General features: G+C 47.6%; 23 protein-coding genes, 1 other RNA gene and 1 pseudogene. 11 read left to right on the forward strand and 14 right to left on the reverse strand.

Annotation, left to right across the window (positions count from 1 at the left end):
* Positions 1-284: 284 nt before the first annotated feature.
* From HLG76_RS08890 to HLG76_RS08905, 4 genes are read right to left on the reverse strand one after another with little or no spacing between them, the layout of a single operon-like run.
* Entirely contained in the window at positions 285-716 is a 432-nt protein-coding gene (locus tag HLG76_RS08890; RefSeq protein ID WP_158011809.1) for a type II secretion system protein, read from the reverse strand.
* Position 717: 1 nt separating this feature from the next.
* Positions 718-2136 (reverse strand): hypothetical protein, encoded by a 1419-nt coding sequence (locus HLG76_RS08895; RefSeq protein WP_175993497.1) that lies wholly within the window; start codon positions 2134-2136, stop codon positions 718-720.
* Complete coding sequence (locus HLG76_RS08900) at positions 2133-2783, reverse strand: type II secretion system protein J (protein ID WP_175993498.1); 651 nt, start codon at positions 2781-2783, stop codon at positions 2133-2135. Before HLG76_RS08900 ends, HLG76_RS08895 begins: the two co-directional genes overlap by 4 nt.
* Positions 2770-3354 (reverse strand): Tfp pilus assembly protein FimT/FimU, encoded by a 585-nt coding sequence (locus HLG76_RS08905; protein WP_175993499.1) that lies wholly within the window; start codon positions 3352-3354, stop codon positions 2770-2772. Before HLG76_RS08905 ends, HLG76_RS08900 begins: the two co-directional genes overlap by 14 nt.
* Before the next feature lie 99 nt (positions 3355-3453).
* Here HLG76_RS08905 and HLG76_RS08910 point away from each other — a divergent pair, with 99 nt between their 5' ends.
* Entirely contained in the window at positions 3454-3951 is a 498-nt protein-coding gene (locus tag HLG76_RS08910) for a type IV pilin protein (RefSeq protein ID WP_175993500.1), read from the forward strand.
* A 49-nt stretch (positions 3952-4000) separates the two neighbouring features.
* Here HLG76_RS08910 and dnaJ read toward each other — a convergent pair whose 3' ends face one another.
* The 3 genes from dnaJ to grpE all read right to left on the reverse strand — a co-directional run bounded on the left by dnaJ (position 4001) and on the right by grpE (position 8065).
* A complete protein-coding gene (gene dnaJ, locus HLG76_RS08915) occupies positions 4001-5152 on the reverse strand; it encodes a molecular chaperone DnaJ (RefSeq protein WP_021024339.1) in 1152 nt (383 codons plus the stop codon).
* Positions 5153-5271: 119 nt separating this feature from the next.
* The gene (dnaK, locus tag HLG76_RS08920) at positions 5272-7194 is read right to left on the reverse strand and encodes a molecular chaperone DnaK (RefSeq protein WP_021024340.1); all 1923 of its coding nucleotides are present in this window, start codon (positions 7192-7194) and stop codon (positions 5272-5274) included.
* 226 nt (positions 7195-7420) lie between these two features.
* Positions 7421-8065: a nucleotide exchange factor GrpE gene (gene grpE, locus HLG76_RS08925; protein WP_021024341.1), complete on the reverse strand. Its 645-nt coding sequence runs from the start codon at positions 8063-8065 to the stop codon at positions 7421-7423.
* A 171-nt stretch (positions 8066-8236) separates the two neighbouring features.
* On the opposite strand from grpE, the gene nadK reads away from it, so the two are divergent.
* The 3 genes from nadK to bamE all read left to right on the forward strand — a co-directional run bounded on the left by nadK (position 8237) and on the right by bamE (position 11577).
* Complete coding sequence (nadK, locus tag HLG76_RS08930) at positions 8237-9118, forward strand: NAD(+) kinase (RefSeq protein WP_077646955.1); 882 nt, start codon at positions 8237-8239, stop codon at positions 9116-9118.
* A 192-nt stretch (positions 9119-9310) separates the two neighbouring features.
* A complete protein-coding gene (gene recN / locus HLG76_RS08935; protein WP_077661602.1) occupies positions 9311-10978 on the forward strand; it encodes a DNA repair protein RecN in 1668 nt (555 codons plus the stop codon).
* A gap of 242 nt (positions 10979-11220) precedes the next feature.
* The gene (bamE, locus tag HLG76_RS08940) at positions 11221-11577 is read left to right on the forward strand and encodes an outer membrane protein assembly factor BamE (RefSeq protein ID WP_021024344.1); all 357 of its coding nucleotides are present in this window, start codon (positions 11221-11223) and stop codon (positions 11575-11577) included.
* Positions 11578-11675: 98 nt separating this feature from the next.
* Here bamE and HLG76_RS08945 read toward each other — a convergent pair whose 3' ends face one another.
* Positions 11676-12023, reverse strand: a complete 348-nt coding sequence (locus HLG76_RS08945) for an RnfH family protein (RefSeq protein ID WP_021024345.1) — start codon at positions 12021-12023, stop codon at positions 11676-11678.
* Entirely contained in the window at positions 12016-12447 is a 432-nt protein-coding gene (locus tag HLG76_RS08950; RefSeq protein ID WP_021024346.1) for an SRPBCC family protein, read from the reverse strand. The genes HLG76_RS08945 and HLG76_RS08950 overlap by 8 nt, the downstream gene beginning before the upstream one ends.
* Positions 12448-12601: 154 nt before the next feature.
* Here HLG76_RS08950 and smpB point away from each other — a divergent pair, with 154 nt between their 5' ends.
* The 5 genes from smpB to HLG76_RS08975 all read left to right on the forward strand — a co-directional run bounded on the left by smpB (position 12602) and on the right by HLG76_RS08975 (position 17460).
* Positions 12602-13087 (forward strand): SsrA-binding protein SmpB, encoded by a 486-nt coding sequence (smpB, locus tag HLG76_RS08955; protein WP_077461835.1) that lies wholly within the window; start codon positions 12602-12604, stop codon positions 13085-13087.
* A 46-nt stretch (positions 13088-13133) separates the two neighbouring features.
* Positions 13134-13500: a transfer-messenger RNA gene (gene ssrA / locus HLG76_RS08960) on the forward strand.
* Between the two features lie 195 nt (positions 13501-13695).
* Positions 13696-14934: a DUF1611 domain-containing protein gene (locus HLG76_RS08965; protein ID WP_175993501.1), complete on the forward strand. Its 1239-nt coding sequence runs from the start codon at positions 13696-13698 to the stop codon at positions 14932-14934.
* On the forward strand, positions 14931-15989 hold the full coding sequence (locus HLG76_RS08970; RefSeq protein WP_077577407.1) for an alanine/ornithine racemase family PLP-dependent enzyme: 1059 nt from the start codon (positions 14931-14933) through the stop codon (positions 15987-15989). Before HLG76_RS08965 ends, HLG76_RS08970 begins: the two co-directional genes overlap by 4 nt.
* Positions 15990-16497: 508 nt before the next feature.
* A complete protein-coding gene (locus HLG76_RS08975; protein ID WP_175993502.1) occupies positions 16498-17460 on the forward strand; it encodes a hypothetical protein in 963 nt (320 codons plus the stop codon).
* A 61-nt stretch (positions 17461-17521) separates the two neighbouring features.
* Here the strand turns inward: HLG76_RS08975 and HLG76_RS08980 are convergent.
* The 3 genes and pseudogenes from HLG76_RS08980 to HLG76_RS08990 form a co-directional block, all read right to left on the reverse strand.
* Positions 17522-18765, reverse strand: a pseudogene (locus HLG76_RS08980) (dicarboxylate/amino acid:cation symporter).
* 199 nt (positions 18766-18964) lie between these two features.
* Positions 18965-19369, reverse strand: a complete 405-nt coding sequence (locus HLG76_RS08985) for a hypothetical protein (protein WP_077577098.1) — start codon at positions 19367-19369, stop codon at positions 18965-18967.
* A gap of 12 nt (positions 19370-19381) precedes the next feature.
* On the reverse strand, positions 19382-21289 hold the full coding sequence (locus HLG76_RS08990; protein ID WP_217706533.1) for a S8 family serine peptidase: 1908 nt from the start codon (positions 21287-21289) through the stop codon (positions 19382-19384).
* A gap of 343 nt (positions 21290-21632) precedes the next feature.
* Here HLG76_RS08990 and HLG76_RS08995 point away from each other — a divergent pair, with 343 nt between their 5' ends.
* Together HLG76_RS08995 and yjjX are read left to right on the forward strand one after the other, a co-directional pair.
* Entirely contained in the window at positions 21633-22472 is an 840-nt protein-coding gene (locus HLG76_RS08995) for a sterol desaturase family protein (RefSeq protein ID WP_217706534.1), read from the forward strand.
* A 5-nt stretch (positions 22473-22477) separates the two neighbouring features.
* Positions 22478-22993, forward strand: coding sequence for an inosine/xanthosine triphosphatase (gene yjjX / locus HLG76_RS09000; RefSeq protein WP_077461829.1), 516 nt, complete (start codon positions 22478-22480; stop codon positions 22991-22993).
* A 71-nt stretch (positions 22994-23064) separates the two neighbouring features.
* Here yjjX and trpR read toward each other — a convergent pair whose 3' ends face one another.
* Entirely contained in the window at positions 23065-23379 is a 315-nt protein-coding gene (gene trpR, locus HLG76_RS09005) for a trp operon repressor (RefSeq protein ID WP_175993533.1), read from the reverse strand.
* A gap of 41 nt (positions 23380-23420) precedes the next feature.
* The gene (sltY, locus tag HLG76_RS09010) at positions 23421-25427 is read right to left on the reverse strand and encodes a murein transglycosylase (protein WP_254877664.1); all 2007 of its coding nucleotides are present in this window, start codon (positions 25425-25427) and stop codon (positions 23421-23423) included.
* Positions 25428-25555: the final 128 nt, after the last annotated feature.

Raw genomic sequence — 25555 nt, forward strand, 5'->3', positions numbered from 1 at the left:
TCTATTCTCAACGAGTGCCCACACAGATTGCATAGGTCAAATTGTTAAAGAGCGTCGCTCATCGTTGAGCGGGAGTGGCATAATACGCCACTTTGGCATTGAGTCAAGCATTTTGTTTTGCTTGTCTGTATTGCCGTTGTTAGCTCGGCTTGCCGTGCCAACGAGAGCGCATTATAGAGAGGTAATTTTTTGGCGCAAGGAGTTTTTGATAAAAACAGCACAAGCGATTAAAAACCAACCAAACGGGTGATAACTCACTCGTTTGCGGCGCTCATAGACGCTTATTACATACCTTGGTGTCGAAGCGTTGACCCTGTGAAGTAAAATCTCAGCGTCTGTGCCTTATTTCGGTTATCTTGCCAGCGAACTTCTAATACGAGTGTTTTCGCATAAACACCGCCATCATCGGTGAGCACATTTTTAATCTCAGTCACTGCCAGTTGGTAACCAGTATCTTCAGTATCTATCAAGCATCTTGCTAAACGGCTCAACTTCATGACTACAGTATGGCTTGCACTGCAGGGCGTATCCGTGTTCATTAAACGCCAATGCGCAAGTTGGTTACTAGCAACATGCATAGCCCCTTCTGCCAAGCGCGCATTGTGTTGCTTAGCTTGAATATCGACAGTGAGTGTATAAATACCTGCGCCCGTAACCGCTACTAACACTAACGCAATCAATATTTCGATAAAGGAAAAGCCTCGCGCTCGCAACATGCTACCCCTCCTCATAAGGCGGTTTGATGTCATGATAGCTATTACCGACTGGACGCCACTGCTTAAGACCTTTAAAACTCTGCTGTACCGTTTCATCACTGTAGGTTGGTTGAAATGAACCATACACCACGGAATGGCCATCCGGCACATCAGTAATAAATGCGCCTTTGGTGATGAAACTACCGTGAAACCAAAAAGGGACACGGCTTGCTTGATCAGGATTGGTGACTGTTGATGTGATCATTTCGCAAAGTTCTTGGATATTACTATCGTCGTGAGAGCAAGACATCCCGCCAGATTCGGAGGTGTGCATTCCCCATTGATTAGCAAACCCATAAACGGTAAGTGTTGGGTTGAATTGATAAATCACACCGTTAAATGTATCCATGCCGCCTCGTAATGCCAGAATGCCGTCTTGAACAACCAGGAGAATAGGTACATCGCTTTTTAACGCCACATTTTCCTCCCGACTCAAATCGCAAGGCCCCTCCACCCATACTTTAATATTCGCGCTCTCTGATGATGAACTGCTTAAAACCGCATTCAACAATGGCTCATAGCACTCAGAGGGATCGCCATAGGTACTAAAAACTGTGCCGCCTTGTCGCTCAAATTGCTCTCTGACTGTTTCCCACTGCGCGCGAGGGACACCAAAGTAATCGTTGAACAAGTCCATATTCTCAACGTTGGTTTGCACATCTTTTTTTAGTCGCGCGCCGGTTTCATCGCGACTATCTGCCACTGTGTAGTCGCTAACCTCCGTTTTATATTCGGGGGCGCACTCATCGCCATCATCTAAGAGAACGGTAAATCTGTTTTGACTTTTTTCCTCTTCATTCTTTGAGCTCTCTGAACTCTTTGACTGATTCTCACCGAGCGTGCGCGGACGAATCATGACATCGCCCCCCGCCATAATTGAATGGCATTCATATAAACCATCCTCTCGCTTTTTTCCTTTTACCGGTCGCCATGTATTGCCACCGTAAAACGCGGCGGATCCAGAAGTGACAAACGAACTCCTTCGCGCGCCGGTGGCTTTTGCCAGAGTCACCCCGACTTGTTGCTGTGCATGAGTCGCGTAAAGATGCCACATTCCGCGCTCACTGTTTTGCCATGGTGCCAACCATAATTGACTTTGCGCGACGTTTTGACAGGGAGAAAGTTGTTCTAGTGCTTTGGCGATATCATTGTTGGATAACTCAATGCCATCATGTTGAATTTTAGCCACCGCACAGTCGAGAGCGGCCCAAGCTTTGGAAAGTGATTGTTCGGTTTTAACTCTCGCTTGCGTCTGTTGGATATCATTAACCGCACGTCGACTGACTCCTAACACAATGAGAAGTGCAATCAGTGCAACACTCGCAACCACCGCAAGCGTTGCTATGCCTTGGTCGTACTTATGTTTTCTGGTGTATTTCATGGTGAAACAACCGTATTAGCTAAAACCAAGGTTCTCGACACTTGCTCACGTTCACTAGGTTGGCGTTTTAATGAGGCGGAAAGTTCGATAGTTAACGCAGTAATACGTCGCCCTGTCTCCGTCCGCGTCTCATCACGAGAAAAGGCTAAATGCGTGACCTTCAATGCTCGGGATGAAATATCTCGCCAGTACCCTGACTCACATGACCAATTTTTGGTGTCTTGGTGATTTTCATAAGCCTCTATCGCCTGTGATTCTGCATCGAAACGAAATCCTTTGGCATCGTCTTTATCAATAGTTTGCGTGGAGTGAGTACGCCCTTGTTGGTACGCAAATCGCAAACATTGCCCGCTAGGTTGCTCAGGCACGTCATCAATTAACACAATGTGCGCCTCATCTCCGCTTTTAAACACGTAAGGGGAAGTCCTGCCGCATTGATAACAGAGGGCTGCACGGCGAATATCCGCCTCCATAAAGGAAAGAAGGCGACTCATTTCTAAAGACAAAAACGTTTTATTATCCAGACGCGTTTGTGTCGCCGTCGCTGTTGTCATCACCGCCAGTGCCGCGATGGTAACTATCATACTCACCGTCAGCCCCACTAAAAGTTCAACCAATGAATGGCCTTTACAGTTAGCTGCACGCACTGGCTACCTCCCGCCACGGACAAACATCAAAGCCAAGGTACTGGCGGACGGTGACAATGTAATCCGGTGTGCTGGCAAGATCGCGGCTTAGACCAAGCGTGAGATTATGACTGGGTCGCTGTGTGCGAAAATCGATAGTAAATAGATCCCCGTCAGGCAATAACACCCACTCCTCACTCACTTTCTTTTTTAATTGAATTGTTTTAGGTAGCCTGACCATAGCTGATGCGGTTTGTTGACACGATATTTTAGCCATCGCGCCCGTTCTACTCACACTGTTCGCTTTTTCGTTGACCGGTTGAGCAATAATGCATTGCGTATTTTCGTCTTGATGCAAAATAAGACGATATGCTTGGCTCTGATTGATCGCACGACTTTGAGTCAGTTGGAATAAGCTTGCCAGCTCTGCACTGCGACTGGCCATCACGGCCACTTGGCGTGAATAGGTAAAGCTAGGAAATGCGATGGCACAAATAACCGCTAACACACTCAATACAATCAATAATTCAATCAATGTTACGCCATGTTGCTGTAGCCTACTTGGCGTGAATTGGGCACGGTGAAAACGCATACTGCCTCCCAAGATCGCCGCCTGCCGATTGAGCGCAGACTACCACTCTCATAAGCTCTGTATGCGTTTGGTGATTGAGTCTTCGAGGGGCACGTAGAAATGCGTTTATATTTTTGTCGCTATTTACAACATGGCGTGACACTGATCGAAATGATGCTTGTACTGGCCATCATCGCAACACTTGTAGGGATTGCCATCCCCAGCTATGCCGAGCACCAACAACGACAGACGCGGCAAGCGGCGACTCGACATTTAATTCAGTTACAAGCGTGGGTAGAGCAGCAATTTACGATGGCTGAGCAATATCCGTCGGTATCAGATGTCGCTAAGTTAGAAGAGGTGCTATGTGCGGATTGTCAGCTCTCACCGGATTACCGGTTCGAAATCCAAGGTGGGAAGGCAGCCTATAAGATCCTTGCTCACCCTCGAACAAGTTCCCCCCAAATCGATGACGCATGTGCTACCTTGGTGCTCCATGCGAACGGACTGATAACGTCGACCTCATCAAATGCATCTTGTCCTTTACCGCATGTTCGATCAACAAATACGTTTTCGTCAGGTATAAAAAAAGCCAGCACAAAGCTGGCCTTTCTATGATGACTGAGGATTCAATACTGGCTACCCCGTATGCACGAGGCCCAGTTGCTTATCCGGTTAAATCATCAAAAAACTTTTTGACACCGTCAAAGAAGCCCTCTGATTTTGGCTTGTGTTTTTTCGCTTCAGTGCCACTAAAAGACTCTTCTAGCTCTTGTAGAAGCTCTTTTTGACGGCTGCTTAAGTTCACTGGCGTTTCGACAACCATCTTACAGATCAGGTCACCCATACCGCCGCCACGAACAGACTGCACCCCTTTACCGCGCATACGGAACATGCGTCCTGTTTGCGTTTCTGCTGGCACTTTTAAGCTTACACGGCCATCAAGGGTAGGCACTTCAACCTCGCCACCTAGCGCGGCCATGGTGAAACTCACCGGTACTTCACAATATAGATTGTTGCCATCTCGGGTGAAAATGTGGTGTTCACGAACGTGTACTTGAACGTATAAGTCGCCCGCTGGCGCACCATTTTCTCCCGCTTCACCTTCACTTGATAAGCGAATACGATCGCCTGTATCAACCCCTGCTGGGATTTTCACATTCAAGTGCTTGGTCTCTTTGACGCGACCTTGACCGTGGCAGCTATTACAAGGGTCTTTGATAATGGTACCGCTGCCGTGACACGTTGGGCAGGCCTGCTGAACCGCAAAGAAACCTTGGCGCATTTGTACTTGGCCAATACCGTTACAGGTCCCACAGGTTTGCTTCTTAGTCCCCGGTTTCGCACCACTACCATCACACGTCGAACAGCCGACATAGGTGGGCACTTCGATCTCTTTGCTGACGCCACGGACCGCTTCTTCAAGCGTTAGCTCCATGTTGTAGCGTAAATCGGCACCACGTTGTGCGCGTTGCTGACCACCGCGACGACCTCCGCCGAATATATCGCCGAATACGTCACCAAAAATATCGCTAAAGTCAGCACCACCGCCGCCAAAGCCGCCACCGCCGAAGCCGCCGCCTCCCATGCCACCTTGTTCAAAGGCTGCATGACCATATTGGTCGTAGGCTGCACGTTTTTGCGGATCGGTCAGTATTTCGTATGCCAACTTCACTTCTTTAAATTTTTCGTCGGCATCATCGCCTTTATTGCGGTCTGGGTGATACTTCATCGCCAGCCGCTTATAGGCCTTTTTAATATCGCGCTCGCTTGCATCGCGGCTTAAGCCGAGCACTTCATATAAATCTCTTTTAGACATGGTCTGACTGCACCTGTTTACGTCAACAAAACAAAGACGTTCAAATCACTGTTTGATAAAACGACGGGCGAAGGAGATCGCTCCCCTACGCCCGTGCTTATTAACGACAGTGCTTTCGCTTATTTCTTGTCGTCGTCTTTAACTTCTTCGAACTCAGCATCAACAACGTCGTCGTCTTGTTTTGCTGAATCGGCACCGGCGTCTTGCTGCGCCTGCTCATTTTGAGCTTGCTGCTGGGCAATTTCCATCAGTTTTGATGAAGCCGCAACCAGTGCTTGAACCTTCGCATCGATGTCTTCTTTATCTTCACCGTTGCGTGCGGTTTCCAGCTCAGAGATAGCTGTTTCGATCTTCTCTTTGTCTTCAGCAGGCAATTTGTCACCCGCTTCGTCCATTTGCTTGCGTGTACCATGAATGAGCTGATCAGCTTGGTTACGGGCAGTGACTAACTCTTCGAACTTTTTGTCCGCTTCTTTGTTAGCTTCTGCTTCTTGTACCATTTTCTCAACGTCTTCATCGCTTAGGCCACCAGAGGCTTGGATGGTGATCTTCTGCTCTTGACCGGTTTGCTTATCAGCCGCAGACACGTTCAAAATACCATCCGCGTTCAAGTCGAAAGTCACTTCAATTTGCGGCGTGCCACGTGGCGCTGGCTGAATACCTTCTAGGTTAAACTGACCCAGTGATTTGTTGTGCATGGCTTGCTTACGCTCACCTTGGATCACATGAATCGTTACCGCGCTTTGGTTGTCTTCAGCGGTTGAGAACACTTGATTCGCCTTAGTTGGAATCGTCGTGTTTTTCTCAATCAGCTTGGTCATCACACCGCCCATGGTTTCGATACCTAGCGATAGTGGCGTAACGTCAAGCAGTAGTACGTCTTTAACATCGCCAGACAGTACACCACCCTGTGCAGCCGCGCCCATTGCAACGGCTTCATCCGGGTTCACGTCCTTACGTGCATCCTTACCGAAGTACTCTGCAACTTTTGACTGAACCATCGGCATGCGGGTTTGACCACCGACCAAGATAACATCCGTGATTTCATCAACAGACAGCTCGGCGTCAGCCAGGGCCACTTTCATTGGTTCGAGTGAACGCTGAACCAGATCTTCAACCAGTGATTCCAGCTTGGCACGAGTAATCTTGATGTTCATGTGCTTAGGACCGGTTGCGTCCGCAGTCACATAAGGCAAGTTCACGTCTGTTTGCTGCGCAGAAGACAGTTCAATCTTCGCTTTCTCAGCCGCTTCTTTGACACGCTGCATCGCGAGCGGGTCTTGACGCAGATCGATGCCTTGCTCTTTCTTAAATTCGTCGACCAAGTAGGTGATCAAACGGTTATCGAAGTCTTCACCACCCAAGTGGGTGTCACCGTTGGTTGCCAGTACTTCGAAGGTTTGCTCACCATCGACTTCATCAATTTCGATGATAGAGATATCGAACGTACCACCACCCAGGTCATAAACCGCGATGGTGCGATCGCCACCTTTCTTATCAAGGCCATAAGCCAATGCTGCCGCTGTAGGCTCGTTGATAATACGTTTAACTTCTAGTCCCGCAATACGACCAGCATCCTTAGTCGCTTGACGCTGAGAGTCATTAAAGTAAGCAGGAACAGTGATTACCGCGCCAGTCACTTCTTCGCCGAGGAAGTCTTCAGCGGTTTTCTTCATTTTCTTCAACACTTCAGCTGACACTTGTGGCGCGGCCATTTTTTGGCCTTTCGCTTCAACCCAAGCATCACCGTTATCTGCCTTCACAATTTTGAAAGGCATGATACTGATGTCACGCTGTACTTCTTCATCTTCGAAGCGGCGACCGATCAGACGCTTAATCGCGTATAGGGTGTTTTCTGGGTTTGTCACTGCCTGGCGCTTCGCAGGCTGGCCGACAAGTGTTTCACCATCTTGTGTGTAAGCGATAACGGATGGCGTTGTACGATCACCTTCAGCGTTTTCAATTACGCGCGTTTTTTCACCGTCTAGCACGGCGACACATGAGTTGGTTGTACCCAAGTCAATACCAATGATTTTACCCATCTGGTGCTCTCCGAAATTCGTTCTGTGGCTGTAGTTCGTTACCCTTTATGTGGGGGTAACTGTGAGAGGTTCAACCCCCTCACCGCAAATTTTTATTTGTTGCTGCCGTTTAAATAAGGGCAGCACGACACTTTTCAAGGGCTAGCAGCAAAAAAATCCGTGTTCGTCACTCACGTATCACAAGCGGAGTAACAAATTAACTATTGATGCTATGCCCTTATTAAAATCACGCTTTTTCGTCGACGTTGCCTTGTGCGGCTTTCGATACCATCACCATCGCTGGACGTACCACGCGACCATTTAACTCATAGCCTTTTTGCATCACCATCATCACGGTGTTTGGCTCATGTTCAGTACTTTCCTGGATCGTCATCGCTTGGTGAAGCTCAGGGTTAAAAGGTTGTCCTTGTGGGTCAATCGCTTTCAAACCAAACTTATCAATGGTATCCATCATGGTTTTTAGCGTCAGCTCTACCCCTTCAACCATGGGCTTGATCGATTCATCTTCCTTATCCGCCATCTCGACAGCACGCTCAAGGTTGTCGATAACGGGCAGCAACTCACTGGCAAACTTCTCCAGTGCAAACTTTCGCGCTTTCTCTACTTCTTGCTCTGAGCGACGACGCATATTATCTACGTCAGCACGGGCACGAAGCACACTGTCTTGTTGCTCTTGCACTTTGGCTTCACTGGCTTCAAGTGCTGCTTCTAACTCTGTAATGCGTGCAATCATGGCTTCGGTTTCCTCTTGCTCAATGTCTGCACTACCGCTTGCCTGTTGCTCAACCGTCTGCTCTGCATCTTTGCCTTCAGCAGCTTGCGCATCTTTCATCGCTTCTTGCTCTTGCTTAACTTTCTGTTCTTCGCTCATGATCACTCCGACACAAATGGCATTGCCCAGCGCGCACTGGGACTGTTTAACTTGATTGTGGAAGTATTATGGGGATGAATCTTTATGATTCAACCGCCCACATAACGCAAATCACGACAATCCTTTTTTTACCGCGTTATACTGGGCACAAATAACGATGGGATCCTGATTATGTCGACACCATTCCAGCGCATTGCCTTAATTGGTAAACCTCGCAACCCAGACGCAGTGAATACACACATCGGCCTTTATCATTGGCTCATCGAGCGCGGTTACGAGGTGTGCATTGATACACGCTTGAGTACCAATTTAGGGCTACCCGACGCGCACTATCTGGATTTGGTTAATATTGGTCAGCACGCTGATCTCGCGATTGTTATCGGTGGCGACGGTAATATGCTCGGCGCCGCCCGCGTACTGTCACGAAGCGATATAAAAGTGATTGGTGTAAACCGCGGTAATTTAGGCTTTTTGACTGACCTGGATCCCGATGCCTTTGAAAATGCCCTAGACGCCGTTTTAAGTGGCGACTACATGGAAGAAGACCGCTTTTTGCTTGAGACAGAGATCCATCGTCACGATCAGGTTAAAAGTCATAATGCTTCGCTCAACGAGGCCGTTTTACACCCAGGACAAGTGGCTCACATGATTGAGTTTGAAGTCTATATTAACGAGCATTTCGCCTTTTCGCAGCGCTCAGATGGGATCATTATTTCAACGCCGACGGGATCAACAGCCTATAGCTTATCAGGTGGCGGCCCCATCTTATCCCCCAGCCTCAACGCTATTTCTTTAGTCCCTATGTTCCCCCATACCCTATCAAGCCGGCCTTTAGTGGTAGATGGTAATCGCCGGATAAAATTATTAGTGTCTCCCGATAACCGCGGCACACTGGAAGTCAGTTGTGATGGGCAAGTTTCTTTGCCAGTGAATCCGGGCGATGAGGTCCATATTTACAAAAGCCCCGCCACACTCAAACTCATTCACCCCAAAGACTATAATTATTACAATACGTTACGTAAAAAGCTGGGTTGGTCTTCAAAGCTGTTCTGACGCGGCTGTTTTTTCATATCAACGTTATTTTCCTTCTTCCTGTTGGTATGCAAAACAGGCCAGCCACTTTTTGTCCATTTTTTGTGCGCCTCATCCCATTCACAATAATTCTCACTGAACAGTATTCACTGGATGAAAAAACAGTATATACTGTATCTATACACAGTTGTTGATAGATACAGGTGTTTTCCTATGTTAGCCGATATAACCATTCAAAACTTTGCCATCGTTAAATCCTTGGAGTTGGAGTTTAGTAAAGGCATGACGGCGATAACCGGTGAGACCGGGGCAGGTAAATCTATTTCTATTGATGCGCTAGGCTTATGCTTAGGTGACCGCGCCGATGCCAATATGGTGCGCCCAGGGGAAAAGCGCGCTGAAATATCGACCAGCTTCACCTTGGAACAAAACAGTGCGGCGCGACGCTGGTTACAAGATAACGAATTAGAAGACGGTGACGATTGTATTTTAAGACGCGTAATCACTAAAGAAGGGCGGTCACGCGCTTATATCAATGGCAATCCGGTTCCTGCTTCTCAGCAAAAAGCACTTGGGCAACTTTTGATCAACATTCACGGTCAACATGCACATCAACAACTGTTACGCCCTGAGCACCAAATTACGTTGCTTGACCAATATGCGGGTCATCAATCGTTGATCGATAAAATGGCAACGCGCTATCAACGTTGGCGTCGCACAAAAAATGAGCTAAAAGCACTGATAAAGAAAAAGGACGATATTGAGGCGCAACAACAGCTGCTTGAGTATCAAGTGGGCGAACTCAATGAACTTGCGCTTGGTGAAGACGAATACCAGCAAATTGAAGAAGAGCATAAACGCTTATCCAACAGTGGTGATATCGCGATGACAAGCCAAGCAGTGGTTGATCTGCTCTGCGATGGCGAAGAAAGCAATACACTTGGCCTGCTAACTGCTGCGCAACAACGTTTGAATGAATTAGCGACACTAGACAACCACTTCTCTCCGCTGGCTGAAATGCTCGAAGAAGCTAGAATTCAAACTCAAGAAACCAGTCAGGAGATCGCCCGTTATCTTGATCAACTCGACATGGATCCGCAGCGTTTACAATATTTAGATCAACGCATGGCTACCATTATGAGTTTGTCACGCAAACACCATGTTCAACCAGAGGTGCTGTATAGCACACATCAACAGTTGATAACGGAGCTAGAAAAACTCGCGCACAATGATGAGGCCATTGAGCAGCTTCAAGCCGAAGTCGACAAGCAATTCGCAGACTGTTTAGACACAGCAGAAAAGCTCAGTAAAAGCCGTCGTCGTTATGCCAAAGAGCTCAATAAACTCATTACCCAAAGCATGCATCAGCTCAGCATGGAACACGGCAGTTTTGAAATCCAAGTCGAAAATAAAGCAGAGACCCACCTAAGTCCTCTAGGCGGCGATGCGGTCGCATTTTTGGTCTCAACCAACCCCGGCCAGCCTTTACAACCACTCGCAAAGGTCGCATCAGGTGGTGAGCTATCGCGGATCTCCCTCGCTATTCAAGTGATTACAGCACAAAAAGTGGAAACACCTAGCCTTATCTTTGACGAGGTTGATGTCGGTATTAGCGGGCCAACCGCCGCCATTGTGGGTCAATTATTACGTCAGCTTGGCGAATCGACCCAAGTTATGTGTGTCACCCATTTGCCACAAGTTGCCGGCTGTGGTCATCAACAAATGTTTGTCGCCAAAGAGACTGACCAAGGCACGACGACCACTCGCATGTACCCACTCGATTACCAGGCCCGTATTAATGAGCTGGCCCGTTTGCTTGGTGGCAGTGAAATTACCGAGCGTACTTTAGCAAATGCCGAAGATCTGCTCATTGCCGCTTAAAAAAACACGGCATTGATCACATGCTTGCTCGAGGGAAGTGTGCAACGTTCACTTTCCTCGGTTATTTCTTTTCCCATTGCGAACTTTTTCACGTTATGACCCTCCAAACGCTAGTCGTTGGCAGGTTTTTTACATATATTCTCTGCTTGTTTATACTCGACGCGCTATGCACCGCAGGCACCGCTTGCAAAACGTACTGAGTGACGTGATTTGCCCTCAACGAGACAGTGAAGATATTAACTATGGGTTGGAAAAAAGCCGCCGTTGCCTCTCTAATGGCGATTGCCATTATGGGTTGCTCTTATGCCGAAAAACTGGTTTATCGTGTAGATATCAATCAAGGCAACTATATTGAAGAAAAGGCCGTAGACTCATTGAAGTTTGGCATGACGAAAGAGCAGGTCAAATTCCTTCTCGGCCCACCGATGTTGGTTGAGTCTGGCTACCCAAACACTTGGTACTTCGTACAGTGGCAACAGCCGGGCCACCAAGATCCAACGCAAAAAGATTTAGTGCTCTCGTTTGATGATAATAATCAATTAGTCAGCATGAGTGGTGACTATGAGCCGGGCGACCAGTTTTTTGAGGCTGTGCAATAAGCAGTGACAGCCATTGGCTCGTTAAAAGGCGCCGGATATCGGCGCCTTTACTGTGATTATTTATCGCTTGAGCAAGGCCAAGCATCGGTGTTCGACGGTTAGCGCTTACGCTTGGTATCAACCCGTCCACCTGTCACAGGATCGGCCTTGCCCTCTTGCTTCGCTCGTTCAGCTCGACGGCGGCGAATTTCCTTCGGATCAGCTTGGAGTGGCCGATAGATCTCAATCCGATCACCCTCTCTTACTTGCGCGTCAAGCTTCACCGGTCGGCTAAAAATACCCACTTTGTTGGTGGACAAATCAATGTCAGGGTACGCGCTCAAGATACCCGACTGGCGGATAATCTCTTCAACACTTGTATCAGCCTTAACGACACAATTAAAGATGCGTTGCTCATTCGGTAGCGGATACACCACTTCCACATGCACCAGAGTCTCTTCACTCATAAATCGCTTTCGCTCGCTCTGTAAACGCTTTTACCATACTGCTGGTTAACTCACTAAAAATGCGCCCAAACGCTGCTTCCACCAGACGGTTAGTGAATTCAAACTCAAGGTTTAACTCTATCTTACACGCATCACTCGACAACGGCGTAAATTGCCACCCCCCACTTAAACGCTTAAACGGACCGTCAACTAAGGTCATATCAATACGCGCATTGTCGGTTAAGTAATTTTTTGTTGTAAACGTCTTCTTTATGCCCGCTTTGGCCACGTCCAGTGAAGCGACCATGGTTGAGTCTGTGTGCTCTATCAATCGAGTGCTCACACATCCGGGCAAAAACTCGGGGTACGCTTCAACATCGTTCACCAAGGCAAACATTTGCTCAGCACTGAACGGCACTAAAGCCGAGCGGATGATTTGCGGCATAGGGACTCCTTAAAGTTAACCGCGAGATAATACCACTGAGGTCGCCTTTCACCAATGTTAGCGGCTAGCATATCTAAGAAAGTCATGCGGTTTGTCTAACAGCATGCGATAATCCTTTCATTCTTCGACACATCGCCTTTATAATGCGTGGACTATGGCTAAGAAAAACGCAAAGAACAAAGCAAATAGCAACACCATTGCGCTGAATAAAAAAGCACGCTTTGAGTACTTTATTGAAGATGACTTCGAAGCGGGGCTAGAGCTGCAAGGTTGGGAAGTGAAAGCACTTCGATCGGGCAAAGCCAATATCAGCGAAAGCTATGTGTTGCTCAAAGACGGGGAAGCCTTTTTGTTCGGGGCAACGATCACCCCGCTGAATGTCGCCTCCACGCATGTGGTCGCTGATCCACAGCGCACCCGTAAGCTCTTGCTCAAACGGCGGGAGCTTGATACCTTACTGGGTAAGGTTAATCGAGACGGTTTCACCGTGGTGGCATTGTCTTTATACTGGAAAAAATCATTTGCTAAGCTCAAAATAGGCTTAGCGAAAGGTAAAAAATTACACGATAAACGTGATACCGCGAAAGACAGAGACTGGCAGCGTCAAAAATCCAGGATCATGAAACACTCAGCGCGGTAATCGTTGACGCGGCAGATCAATGTGTTAGACTCTGCCGCAACACTCTGGGGCTGATTCAGGATTCGACAGGATTGAGAAGGCCCGTGGAGCATGCCGAGGGGCGGTTGGCCTCGTAAAAAGCCGCAAAAAAATAGTCGCAAACGACGAAAACTACGCACTAGCAGCTTAATAACCTGCTGAGTGCCTATCCTCTCTAGCCTTCGCCTGTAGGACGGGGAATCAGGATAGTCAAAACCAAACAGGATCGCGTGGAAGCTTTGACCCAAGAGCTGAAGCGTTAAACATAAGTTGGGTATGTCTTTGTGTGGCGTGTTTGTCCGCAGCACTCTGACGAGACTAAAGACAAACTAAGCATGTAGCGCCATCGGTTAGACTGATTCTGGACGCGGGTTCAACTCCCGCCAGCTCCACCAATCGATTGGAAAAGACGCCTTAGGGCGTCTTTTTTATTGCCTAAAAACTCGTCCCTAAACAAATAACCCTTTGCCTTCTCAGAAACTGTGCTACTGTTTAGTTCTCTCCTACAGCTTAGTAGGAGCTCTTTTCTTTACTGGGCGAAAGACTCGGCAATCCTTAGCGGCCCTTCTAAGCCTAACCAGGCTTCAATAATGTCCGTATCACCAAAATCAGCACACACTCCAACTCGATTAGTAGCAGGTAAAACGTCGCACGAAGACGTCGATTTAGCATCACCAACGACTCGATTCGATAACCAAGAAACATTACTCGAGAGCCAAGAGAGGTTAATCGAGAGCCAAGGGGCATTAACCCCGACGGCAATTGTTTATTGTGAAGGTCATTTTGGTAAAATTGATGGGAAAACTGCCAATGGTCTTGTCCGACACTCTCAAAAATATCGTATTCTCTCCGTTATAGACAGCTCCCTTGCAAACAAAGACGCGGGCGACGTTCTCGACAAAACCAAAAATAACATCCCTATTTTCGCCGACCTCGAAGAGGCTTTACATCATGAGTCTACACGACCAGATTATTTTATTTTTGGTGTCGCGCCGTCCACAGGCTTACTGTCTGATTTAGATAAAAATGTCATCCTCGACGCCATGTCAAAACGGCTCAATATCGTTAATGGTTTACATGAGTTTCTCAATGACGATGCCATTTTTGTTGATGCGAGCAAGAAGAACAACGTCCACATACTGGATATTCGCAAACCAAAGAAAAAAGAGGCGTTAAAAACATTTACTGGGCAAGTCCATAGTGTGACCTGTCCCATTGTCGCTATTTTGGGAACAGATTGTGCGCTCGGGAAACGGACCACTACGACAATATTGGCTCAAGCGCTCAGAAAGCTAGGGTTAAACGTCGTCATGATCGCCACCGGACAAACCGGTATTATTCAGGGTGAACGTTATTGTGTGGCACTCGATGCTGTTCCTTCTCAATTTTGTGCTGGCGAATTAGAGGCCGTGATCGTCGATGCCTACACCCAAGAAAACCCAGATATTATTTTAGTGGAAGGCCAAGGTGCTCTGAGTCATCCAGCCTTTTCCACGAGCTCATTCATACTGCGAGGAAGTTGCCCGACCGCAGTTATCTTACAGCATGCACCGAAACGCCTGTATCGTGTCGATTTTCCCAACATGGCGATACCGACGCTCGCAAGCGAAATTAACCTGATCGAAACATTTGCCAATACGCATGTCATTGGGATCACTCTCAACCACGAGGGGATGTCGATGGGAGAGACTTTATCTTATATCAATGCGTATACACATGAACTTAAACTCCCGGTCACCGATCCCTTATCGCAACCGAAAGAGCAATTAGTACAGATCCTACTTTCAGCGTTCCCACTGCTAGAAGATAAAATTGAAGCAAAGCAGTGAGCTACCCAAAAATAGAACTCGATTGCGCTAAAATATCCCTCAACACCCAACGGCTGATTGAACAACTGACTTTAAAAGGCGTGACTGTCACTCCCGTGACCAAAAGCTGTTTGGGCCACCCTATCATTGCCAATACGCTCATTAATGCCGGCGCAACGATGCTCGCTGACTCAAGAGTAGATAATATAAAACGGATGAGAGAGGCAGGTGTCACGGTACCCACTCTATTAATACGTTCCCCGATGCTAAGCCAAATAGAGCGCGTCGTCATTGACTGCGATATCAGTCTGAATACTGAAATTGCCGTGATCCAAAAACTCTCTGACGCCGCTGGGCGATGTAATCGTATTCACCAGATCATCATTATGGTTGAGCTGGGAGATTTAAGAGAAGGTGTCATGCCCGACAACCTTATTAATCTGATCAACGATGTCATTAAACTGCCCAACATTACACTCAAAGGCATAGGTACGAATTTAACCTGCCGCTACGGTGTTGAGCCAGACGATATCAATATGCAGCTTTTATCGGATCTTGCTGAACACATCGAGACGACGTTTTCGATAAAGCTAGACATCATTTCGGGCGGTAACTCGGGCTCGATCAATTGGGTACTCGCCCATCAAGGCCAAACCCGTATTAACCATTTACGGCTTGGCGAAGCAATATTTTTAGGCCTAGTCCCAAAAAATCAGCCACAAATATCGGGCTTATCATCCACAGCGATCACATTAACAGCCGAGGTCATAGAGTCGAGCCAAAAACCCTCATATCCATGGGGAAAACGAGGCGTTAATGCCTTTGGTGAAACCATCAGCCTACAAAATAGAGGTCAGGTCAACCAGGCCATTCTTGCCTTAGGCCGACAGGATGTATGTATTGACGGATTACATCCTCCCAGCGGCATGACAATCGTTTCATCATGCAGTGATCATTTAATGGTTGAGACACCAGAAAAAATGCTAGCGGTCGGTGAAACCGTCACATTTGGGTTGGACTATAGTGCTTTTCTTTCAGCCATGACGTCCGAGTTTGTCGATAAAGTTTATCGATAGCCAATCATACGACAGTCTATCAACTTATAAGACCCTCAGAAAAAAATGATTAATTATGCCAATAATTGTGTATTTAATCGTTATAAGCAAATTTAAAGTTAAAAAATATGCATAAAAAACCGCGCCATATCCCTCTATCACTGTTAAACCTCCTATTTATCGAGTAATCGATTACTAAATATTTTATTACATAGCGAATACTACTCTTTTTTCATCTTTATTTAGCCATTTATTCGACCTGAACAAAGGCTGAATGGTCATTGACTCGAATGAACATATATAAAATAGAGCAAAAAGCCTAATTGATTGTTAACTCAATACTAACACTATTGTCATGGAACTGACGCATTGCTAGCATAAATCCACATTCGCACCTCAGCTACCACCGCATTTCTTGTGGCGCTAAAAGGTTGTGAATGCCAAGGAATAGGCTGTCGCCCGGTATTGAAAAATATGGACAGATACCGTCACCAGAAAGTAATAGCCAAAAAATTAGCACTTACTTTTGGTGAATAATGATAAAGCGGCAGTGCTCGGTAACATATTAAAGAAGGGATACTTTAAAGTGAGCAATACAAGCCAAAAAACAGCGCTCGCCGCTGCCATCGCTCTTGCTAGCACAACAAGCTTTGCCGGTGAATTAGGTTCACTGACCAGTGAAGTCAAAGTCAACGACTATGAAAAAGGCCTGACAAAAACAGAAGTCACGATAGGTAAGGGTTCTTACAAATTAAGCGATGATGTCAACTTTCTTTTTGATGTCGATAAAGATTTTATTGATAGTGAGGGAGCGGCGAGAAAAGAAGGGTGGGACACCCAGTTTGGTTTAGCCCAAGGCATAGGTACTATAGGGGATTTTAATACAACCATGTATTATTTATTCCGCTATGATGCCTCATGGAAAGCTAGCGATGAGTCCGATAGTTCGGATACAAAGCAGTACATCATTGCCCCATACTTGAGTAAAGACATCTCCCTTGGTGGCAAAGATTTCTCCTTTGGTATCGAGCTGTGGGCACAATTGGGTAACGACAATGATGAGAGCCTAAAAAATATTAGTGGTGTGGAAACTAACTTCTATCTGTCAGGTGCTCTATCTGAAAACTGGAATCTAGAACTGGCTTGGTATAACTTCGATTACTATGATACGGATGAAGAAGAATACGATTACCAAATTGGTACTGAGAACTATTTAACTTATTCACTCCCGCTCGTCTCAGGTTTCTCATTTAATATTGAGAATTATGTAGAGGCTTACCACACACCAGATTCAGACACCACAATAGCCTATGCACATATCCAGCCTGAAATTGAGTTTAAAAAAGAAGTTAACGAAAACTTCTCTTGGCACGCAGGTGTTTCTTACGAAGCATTTAACTGGGAATTCAAAGATGCTAAAGGAAATAAAGATGATAAAGACATCTTTGACAATAACGAGTTCCAAGCATACCTAGGTTTTACTATTCAATAATCGCACTACACTGCAGGCAAATTCACTGCCTTTTGCCTGCAGTGTTTAAACGGTAGCAAGATTAACTCACACGCTTTTGCCATTTATCGACAACCGTGGCGCCAATCAGATCACCTTGCACGTTGACTGCGGTACGGAACGTATCAAGCGGGCGCTCAATGATCAGCAAGATAGCGATGGCTTCAAGTGGGATCCCCGCTGCCAGCAGCACCAACTGCATCCCAGACATCGAGCCCGATGGCATCCCTGGCGCGCCACCGACGACACCATCGCCATAATGAAGATCATCACAACACCGGTCGTAGACAAATCAATCCCGAACAATTGCGCAAGGAACACGGCAGCAATCCCTTCAAACAGCGCGGTGCCATCCATGTTCATCACCGCCCCCAAAGGCAATACCATACTCGCCGTGGATGGGGTGACCTTGAGCTCTTCCTTGGCTGCCTGCATAGATACCGGCAGTGTTGCCGCGCTTGATGAGGTAGCAAATGCCATCGCCAGAGGCGCAGAGATTGCACGAAATAAAGCGATAAAACCAACGCCTCCCGCGACACGTGCGATCAGCGGCAATACAATGACGCCATGTACCATCGTCAGAGCAAACACTAAAGCCGCGAAGCTAAACAGCTGACCAAATAAGTCATTGTCGCCTTGATGCGAAAACTGAAAGACAATCGCAAAAACGGCGAACGGCGCCAGTTTGATGATTCCGGCCACCAGCGTGTTAATACCTTGGTTTAAACCACGAATGGTATCAAATAGCGGGTGTTTTTCCGGCAAAGCTACAATCAGTGAAATACCAAACAAAATGGTGAAAACGACAATCGCAAGTAGATTACCACTGCTTAGCGCCTCAACGGGATTCACTAACGCCATGTTAAAAAGCTTGGTGGCAATCGCGCCAGCTCCTGCCGCATCTTGATTGATAAAGCTGATGCTCTCATCCACCGGTGGCGCACTGTTAAGCGTTTGCCACTCTGGCATCAGTAACGCTGCGCCAAGTCCCAGAATAATCGCTATAGTGGTGGTAAAACCGTAGAACAAAAGGGTGGCACCACCGAGACGTTTTAAGCGGACAACGTTGCCAATATTACTGATCCCTTCCAGCAGCGAGAGCAACACCATCACGCCGACGACGGCTTTCAGTAAACCGATATAACTGACTTTGGCCAACATGAGCAATGGATACCAAGTGGTCTGCTCCGCATTTTCTATGGGACCAAATACAGTCCCCACCAGCCAAGCCAGTGCTGCTGCCAATGCAATTTGCAATGGTAAAGAATGTTTAACTTTTTTCCACATCGTCTTTTCCCTCGCTGCAGACGGATCTACATGCTGATGTTTTGTCTAGTTTGTTGGGGTTTAATGGCGGCAAATCATAGCAAGATGAGGCGTTTAGCTCATGTAAAGGTTATGAACATTCTGGAATATCTAGTAACAAAATCGTTGGTTGGATGCGATTAAAAGCCCGCCAGTGATTGGCGGGCTCGCAGTACACGAATTACTGAGGCTGTTGGTTTTGAGGATTGAGTTCAAGGTTGACCGGCGTCTCGAGTGATTGATTGAGTGCTTTTTCCAGCGCCGATACATTCACACCTGGGCTGGCTTCGAGCAACGCGACACCATCCATATAACTCACCAGATCCAGACCATATTGGTCAGCGAGTTGATCCGCTCGTGCTTGACTCGCTTTCACCAAAATAGAACCAGTGACTGTTAATGGTGTGCTCTGAGCAGACAAGGCAACCTTGTCACCGACCATCACCCCCATTTGCTCGCCATTCATATTGCGAGCATTATCGGCAGTATCGACCACAACATAGCGGTCACCATTTAATTCAACCGTAGCGGCATGGACACTCATTGTCAGCCCCATCGCTGCGATTACTGCAATTAACTTTTTCATACTTTTCTCCTATTAACCGCGGTGACCAATAACACGCAGTGACCATTGCATTAGTTTGCCATCAGCGCTGTTATTGGGTAGGGATTTCACTTCCCCTCCCAAGCTGTATTGACGTGTTTCACCATCGGTGTCAGTAACATGTAACGTCCATTGACCCGCTGAACTTTCGCTATTGAATTTATGGCTGAGCATTAAGTGATCGGTAAAACCCTCTGGATAAGTGCTATCCAGCGCATTCGATAACATGCTGTTACGCGGCGACATAAGCACGCTGCGTGTGCCAGATGGCGATTCGAGCTCGATCAACAAATCGGACATACGGCTATGATCAATTGAGCTACGTACTTGCACTGCCTCAATAGTGAGGTCATCTGTCACTCGCACGCTATCGGCGGTGGCGGCTACTCCTGCGTCAGCAATCGGTAGCCCTGTGTCACCATTTTGGTTGTGATAAGACCAAGTCCAATCCGTAAACACTTGCTCAGGCAAAGGTTGATACGTCTTTGCCGCCTCAAGCGCCGCATTGACATCAATTAAGCCAAACCCATAGGTTGGGCTATACCAACGATCTGCCGCGTTTTGTTGCCAACCTTCTAGTCCCGTGACAGTGCGAGTCTGCCCTTGTGCCGTTTGGTAGCTTAAGCGTACATCATCACTATTCGTATCCACACGTGTAGCCGTCGTCGCTAACAAATGGCGAATATCACGCTGGGAAAGGTTCGGATAGGCCGACATTAGTAGCGCGAACGCACCCGAGGTGTTTGGTGCAGCCGATGATGTGCCATTCATGACGCTATTAAAGTCACACGTGTTGTCTATTTCAGTGCCACCGTGTAGGTCATGCGAATCATAAGGAATACGATCATTGCGGTTATAGCCCATGGTACAACCGGTCAAATCTGTGGTGATATGTGCGGGTTTATTGGTGCCGTATTCGCCTCCTGGAGCCGTCAAGAATACGTTGCTACCGACAGAAGAGTACGACGATCGTTTGCCATCTGCATTCAAGGCACTGACCGTCACATTCCAATAATTTGCGTTGCTGGATGACTGGTTACTGTTTTGCCATGGCAATCCATTATTATTACCCACAGGACCAAATCGCTCTCGGTTAAACGAGGTGCGACTGAAGCCATTTCCCGCTGACTTAACAAATACTGCGCCACGCCCACCAAAAGCTTCCGTGGTCATTGTCTTGTATTGGGCATTTTGGCGACCATCATAGCTCATAGGATCATCACTATAAGGATAGCTGCGCACCCCTGAGCCACCATAGCTTTGATTAAAGACTCGGACATCATCTGAATAACCTTCCCGCCCGTGACTGATCTCCCATGCTTTTTGGCTCTGATATGCCAGGTAATTATAGCCTTGTAGATTGGCAAGCGGTGCAACACCCATCCCTCCCAAGCTGTTATCACGCGCCGCCGCGATAATACCGGCCACCGAAGTGCCGTGAGCTGTATTTCGATTGCTCCACCCTTCAGGCGTCGGATCGTCATCACGATCAACGAAATCGTAAGATTTTCCTGCACGCATATTCGCCACTAGATCAGGGTGTGCGATCTCTAACCCGTCATCAACCACGGCGACATTGACGTTTTGGCCTAAAATCTCTTGTCGATGAGCCCACCAAAGATTTAAGTCATTACCTGGCTGCCCTCCTTCGCGAGCAAATGCATTCTGTCCCCTATTTAGCAAATGCCATTGCTCTGCGGTAAAAGGATCGTCGCCCGGTAGACAGCGCTCGGCGCTGGTGCGCCCAATATCGATAGGTTCACTTCCTGTTAACACAATACAGGCTTGTGAGTCTGGTTCCGTCGGTGGTTCAACGGGTTCAGGCACTTTTGCCATCGCCCAAGCCCCGGAGGTATGAAAGAGCGCGCCGATAATGAGCGCAAGAGAGCTATGTTTGTGCATTTATCATTCCTTTTTACACTAACGAGAGATGTCTCATTCATGAGATACTCATCATTAGTAAAAAGAAACAAACTCAATAGAAACAGCCTATTAGTATAAACGTGATCTTGTGCCTAATTTTTAGAGCAAGTAATCTAATTCGTTGAACACGGCCAGCAAAATTAACGTTTACGTTACATTCATATTCAAGGCGTGTGATGTAAGAGAATCCCTGAGCCTATGCCCAACCATAAATCTATTGATGCTGCCCCATCCACCATCGTAACCACTTCGGCAATTTTTGCTGTTTGACTAAACGTATTATCTGCTTTTCGCGTAATATAAAGGCGAATAAGGAGCGATAATGAACTGGATTGAAGCACATGAAGCGGGATTTCGACTTGGTCTATTCGTGCTCGTACTCGTGATCATGCTGGTCGCCGAGTGGCAATGGCCCAAACGTCAGTTAACCCGTACTCGACGTGAACGCTGGCGGGGCAATATTGCGCTCACCGCGTTTAACACGCTAACGCTTCGGCTACTGGCACCGCTTTCAGCCGTTGGTGTTGCCAGCCTTGTCGATGAATCAGGGAGGGGACTGCTTAATCAGCTCTCTTTGCCGCTTTGGGCAACGGTAGTCCTCACGCTAATTGTCATGGATTTGGCGATTTGGTATCAACACAAGCTGTTCCATGAGCTCCCTTGGTTATGGCGATTACACTTGGTTCATCATGCCGACATGGATATTGATGTCACCACTGGCGCGCGCTTTCACACCGTCGAAATCTGGCTTTCAATGGCGATAAAATGTGCACTGGTAGGCTTATTAGGTGCCCCTGTTTTAGGCGTGATTCTGTTTGAAACCGTATTAAGCAGCATGGCGATGTTTAACCACAGCAACGTCCGTTTACCGCTGCGTCTCGATGACTGGCTGCGCCGTATCGTCGTCACGCCCGATATGCATCGCGTTCATCATTCCACTCGTTTTCATGAGTGCAATGCCAACTATGGCTTTAATTTGTCTTGCTGGGATCGCTGGTTTAATACCTATGTTGCTCAGCCTCGCAAAGGGCATCAGGGAATGCGAATTGGCTTAAATGAAGTGGCGCAAGCCAATGATGCGAGTCGCATAACAGGCATGCTGCGCTTACCTTTACGCTGGCGTATACTGCAGCGCGCCTACCAACATGATAAGGAGCGCTAGGGCGTATGACCCACGTAATCGTCACCTCACAAAACCCTGCCAAAATTTCTGCCGTTAAAGCAGCATTTTATGACGTTTTTCCCAATACCGACTTCACGTTTACCGGCGTGTCCGTACCCAGTGATGTCGCCGACCAACCCATGACAGAGAAAGAAACCTATTCAGGCGCATGCAATCGGGTTCGGCATGCACAAGGACGTTATCAAGGCGATTATTATGTGGGGATAGAAGCAGGCTTGGATGGCCAACATACCTTTGCTTGGATGATCATAGCAAAAGACGACGCGCACGGCGAAGCACGCTCAGCGTCACTTCCCCTTCCACCAGACGCGCTCAAGGCATTGCATCAAGGCGAGGAGCTCGGTGATGTGATGGATCGAATGTTTAGCCAACAAAATGTAAAACAAAAAGGGGGCGCCATCGGTATGCTTACCGGACACCGATTAACGCGATCAAGCGTGTATCATCAAGCTTTGATCATGGCACTGATCCCGTTTATGCATCCACACCTTTATCGCTAAAAACCCGGCACTAAAAACCCAGCACTAAAAACGGAGCCCGTGGGCTCCGTTTTTGTTTGATAGACAGGGGATCAAGAGCGGGTTTGCTCCGCCTCGCGCTTGAGCAAGTCGGCGAGCCAATTTTTGGTATCCTCATCCATCCGCTTTAATTCGTTAGAGCCTCGGGTCACGGTCGCGATCCCTACCCCAAGTAACTGACTGAGCTGGCGCTGACTCATTCTGCCTTCTAATAATTCATGCAAGATATTGATCCGAGCGACCAGAGTATCTCGCTCATCAGGCGTCAGTAGTGCTGTCAGTAATGCATCATCGTTATCGTCTTTTCCTGCTAAACGCACTAAAGAAATAACATCTTGCCAACCAGAGAATGCAGGCGATTGCGACATGGTTTCCTCTCGCTCTTTACGTGATGACAGCAATGATAACATCAATAGCGCTGAGCCAGCTCGTGCGCACTTAAAAATTGCACCGGCTCACCTAACAGCTGACGATAATAAATGTCGAACATCAAGACGTTCTGCACATAATGGCGCGTTTCGTAAAACGGAATCGACTCAATAAAAGCAATCGCATCCATATGACCTTGCGATCGTTCCAACCAACGCGACACCCGATGCGGGCCGGCGTTATAAGCCGCGAATGCCAAGATACGATTACTGTCGAAACGATCTAACATCATTTTTAAGTAACCGCTTCCAAGACGAATATTAACGCCCGGATCACTCAAGCTAGCAGGGCCTTGATAATCAAATCCCAACTGACGAGAGGTTTCGCGTGCCGTGCCTGGCATTAATTGCATCAAGCCTCTTGCACCCACATGGGACACTGCGCGGGTAAAAAAGGCGCTCTCTTGACGCGATAAGGCCATCAGTGTGGTTTTGTCTACGCCACGCTCGCGGCTGAAAAACTCAAACCACCACTGGTGTGCTAACGGGAAGCGGAGTGACAAATGGTCCCACATTTTTCCCGCAATCGTGGCTTGAACCGCGAAGTGGTACCAATGTTTTTTATTGGCATAGGCCGCCAGTAAGGCAATCTGCTCATCACTGGCACGTTGTAATACATAATACCATTCACGCTTAGCCGCATAGATTTTATCGAGCGCGATAAGCTCATTCACTCTTGCCAATACATCATTGATCAGCATTAACCCTGCTTCTCTTAGGACTGCTGTGCGTGAGGGTATTGAAATCGGTTTATCTAAATGCTGCGCCGCTGCCACGCTATAGAAATTACGCTCACCAAGCATGGAAGCAAATGCTTGATTTGCTGACGCACTATCACCAAGCTCTAGCTTGATTCTCGCCTGCCAATACCGCCACTTTAAAGACTGCTGAGCCGCTTCGCTGAGCAATGCGCGCCACTGATCCAGCGCGTGCCAGTCACCCTCGATAAGAGCAAGGCGAAACCGTCTTTCCAATAAACCATCATCATGACTCTGACGCAGCATACGATCTCGCCAGCCAGCCAATGCAGGCTCGTCATCATTCATTAATTGGCCAATCAAGTAATCGGCAATGTCTTGTCGCTCTCGTTTATCGTAATGCTGGCCCTCGACCGTGCGACGAAAATAGCGAATGGCTTGCGCTTCATCCTTGCGAGCCAAACGCTCAAACGCCAAGCGAGTCAGTTTTTGATTAAACGGCGTCACATAACTGCGCTTCGAAAAGTCGGCCACGTTCTCAGGTTGGTCATATAAGTCCAACACCTGCTTGCCAACCGCACGATCCGCCTCGGGTAACTGGCGTAACAAATAACGCATCAAACTGCGGTTGCGCGCATCGAATGTTAGAAGCATACGCTGCAATATCAAGTCACCGGTCAGCAGCCCTTGTTCCGATAAAAAATCAAATAAGTCATTGCAACTGCTATCCACGGATTGACCCGACAAATAGAGCGATTTGGCGCCACTGCGCGCTAAAGCCTGATTCCCCGCTTGACTGTGCGCATAATAATATTGGCACTGATAACGATCACTCCGTGGCACATCAGACTGGAACGCGATCAAGGTCTTCCAATCTCCTCTGTCCGCCAACAGGGTGAGATAATCCGCACGCAAACTATTCGCGAATGGCATAGTGCTATAACGCTGAATAAAGTTAGTGACCGCGTGGTGAGGCTTTTTAGAAAGATTACGAGTGAAATCACGATAATCGAGATACGGATACAAAGGATAATCACGCAGTTGTGCTTTTAAGCGCTGAAACTGATGCAAATCACCGCTTTCAATCGCATCGATTGCCGCTTCATACTGGCGCTGGTGCGGTGTCATTTGACGACTATCAGGGCTGGCGGAAGCCTCAACCATCGGGACTGATAAGCTGGAAATCAACACGAACCCTGACACCCATACAGGAAAGAAGGCACGGGCGTGACGAAAAGCCGCTCGATATGCTGACTTGATTGGCCCGGATAATGCGATGAATCGTTCCATGTCAAAGATCGCTCCTATTGTATGCAACACCGACTGTGTAACACCGAGTAGACAACAGCTCCGCCCGCAAATTCCCTGTAGGTGGTAAGCGTTGTTTGTCGGCACGTCTCGCCATATTAGTGACCGAA

It is taken from the genome of Salinivibrio sp. EAGSL (genome assembly GCF_013366455.1).
In the GTDB taxonomy this organism is placed as follows: Bacteria; Pseudomonadota; Gammaproteobacteria; order Enterobacterales; family Vibrionaceae; genus Salinivibrio; species Salinivibrio costicola.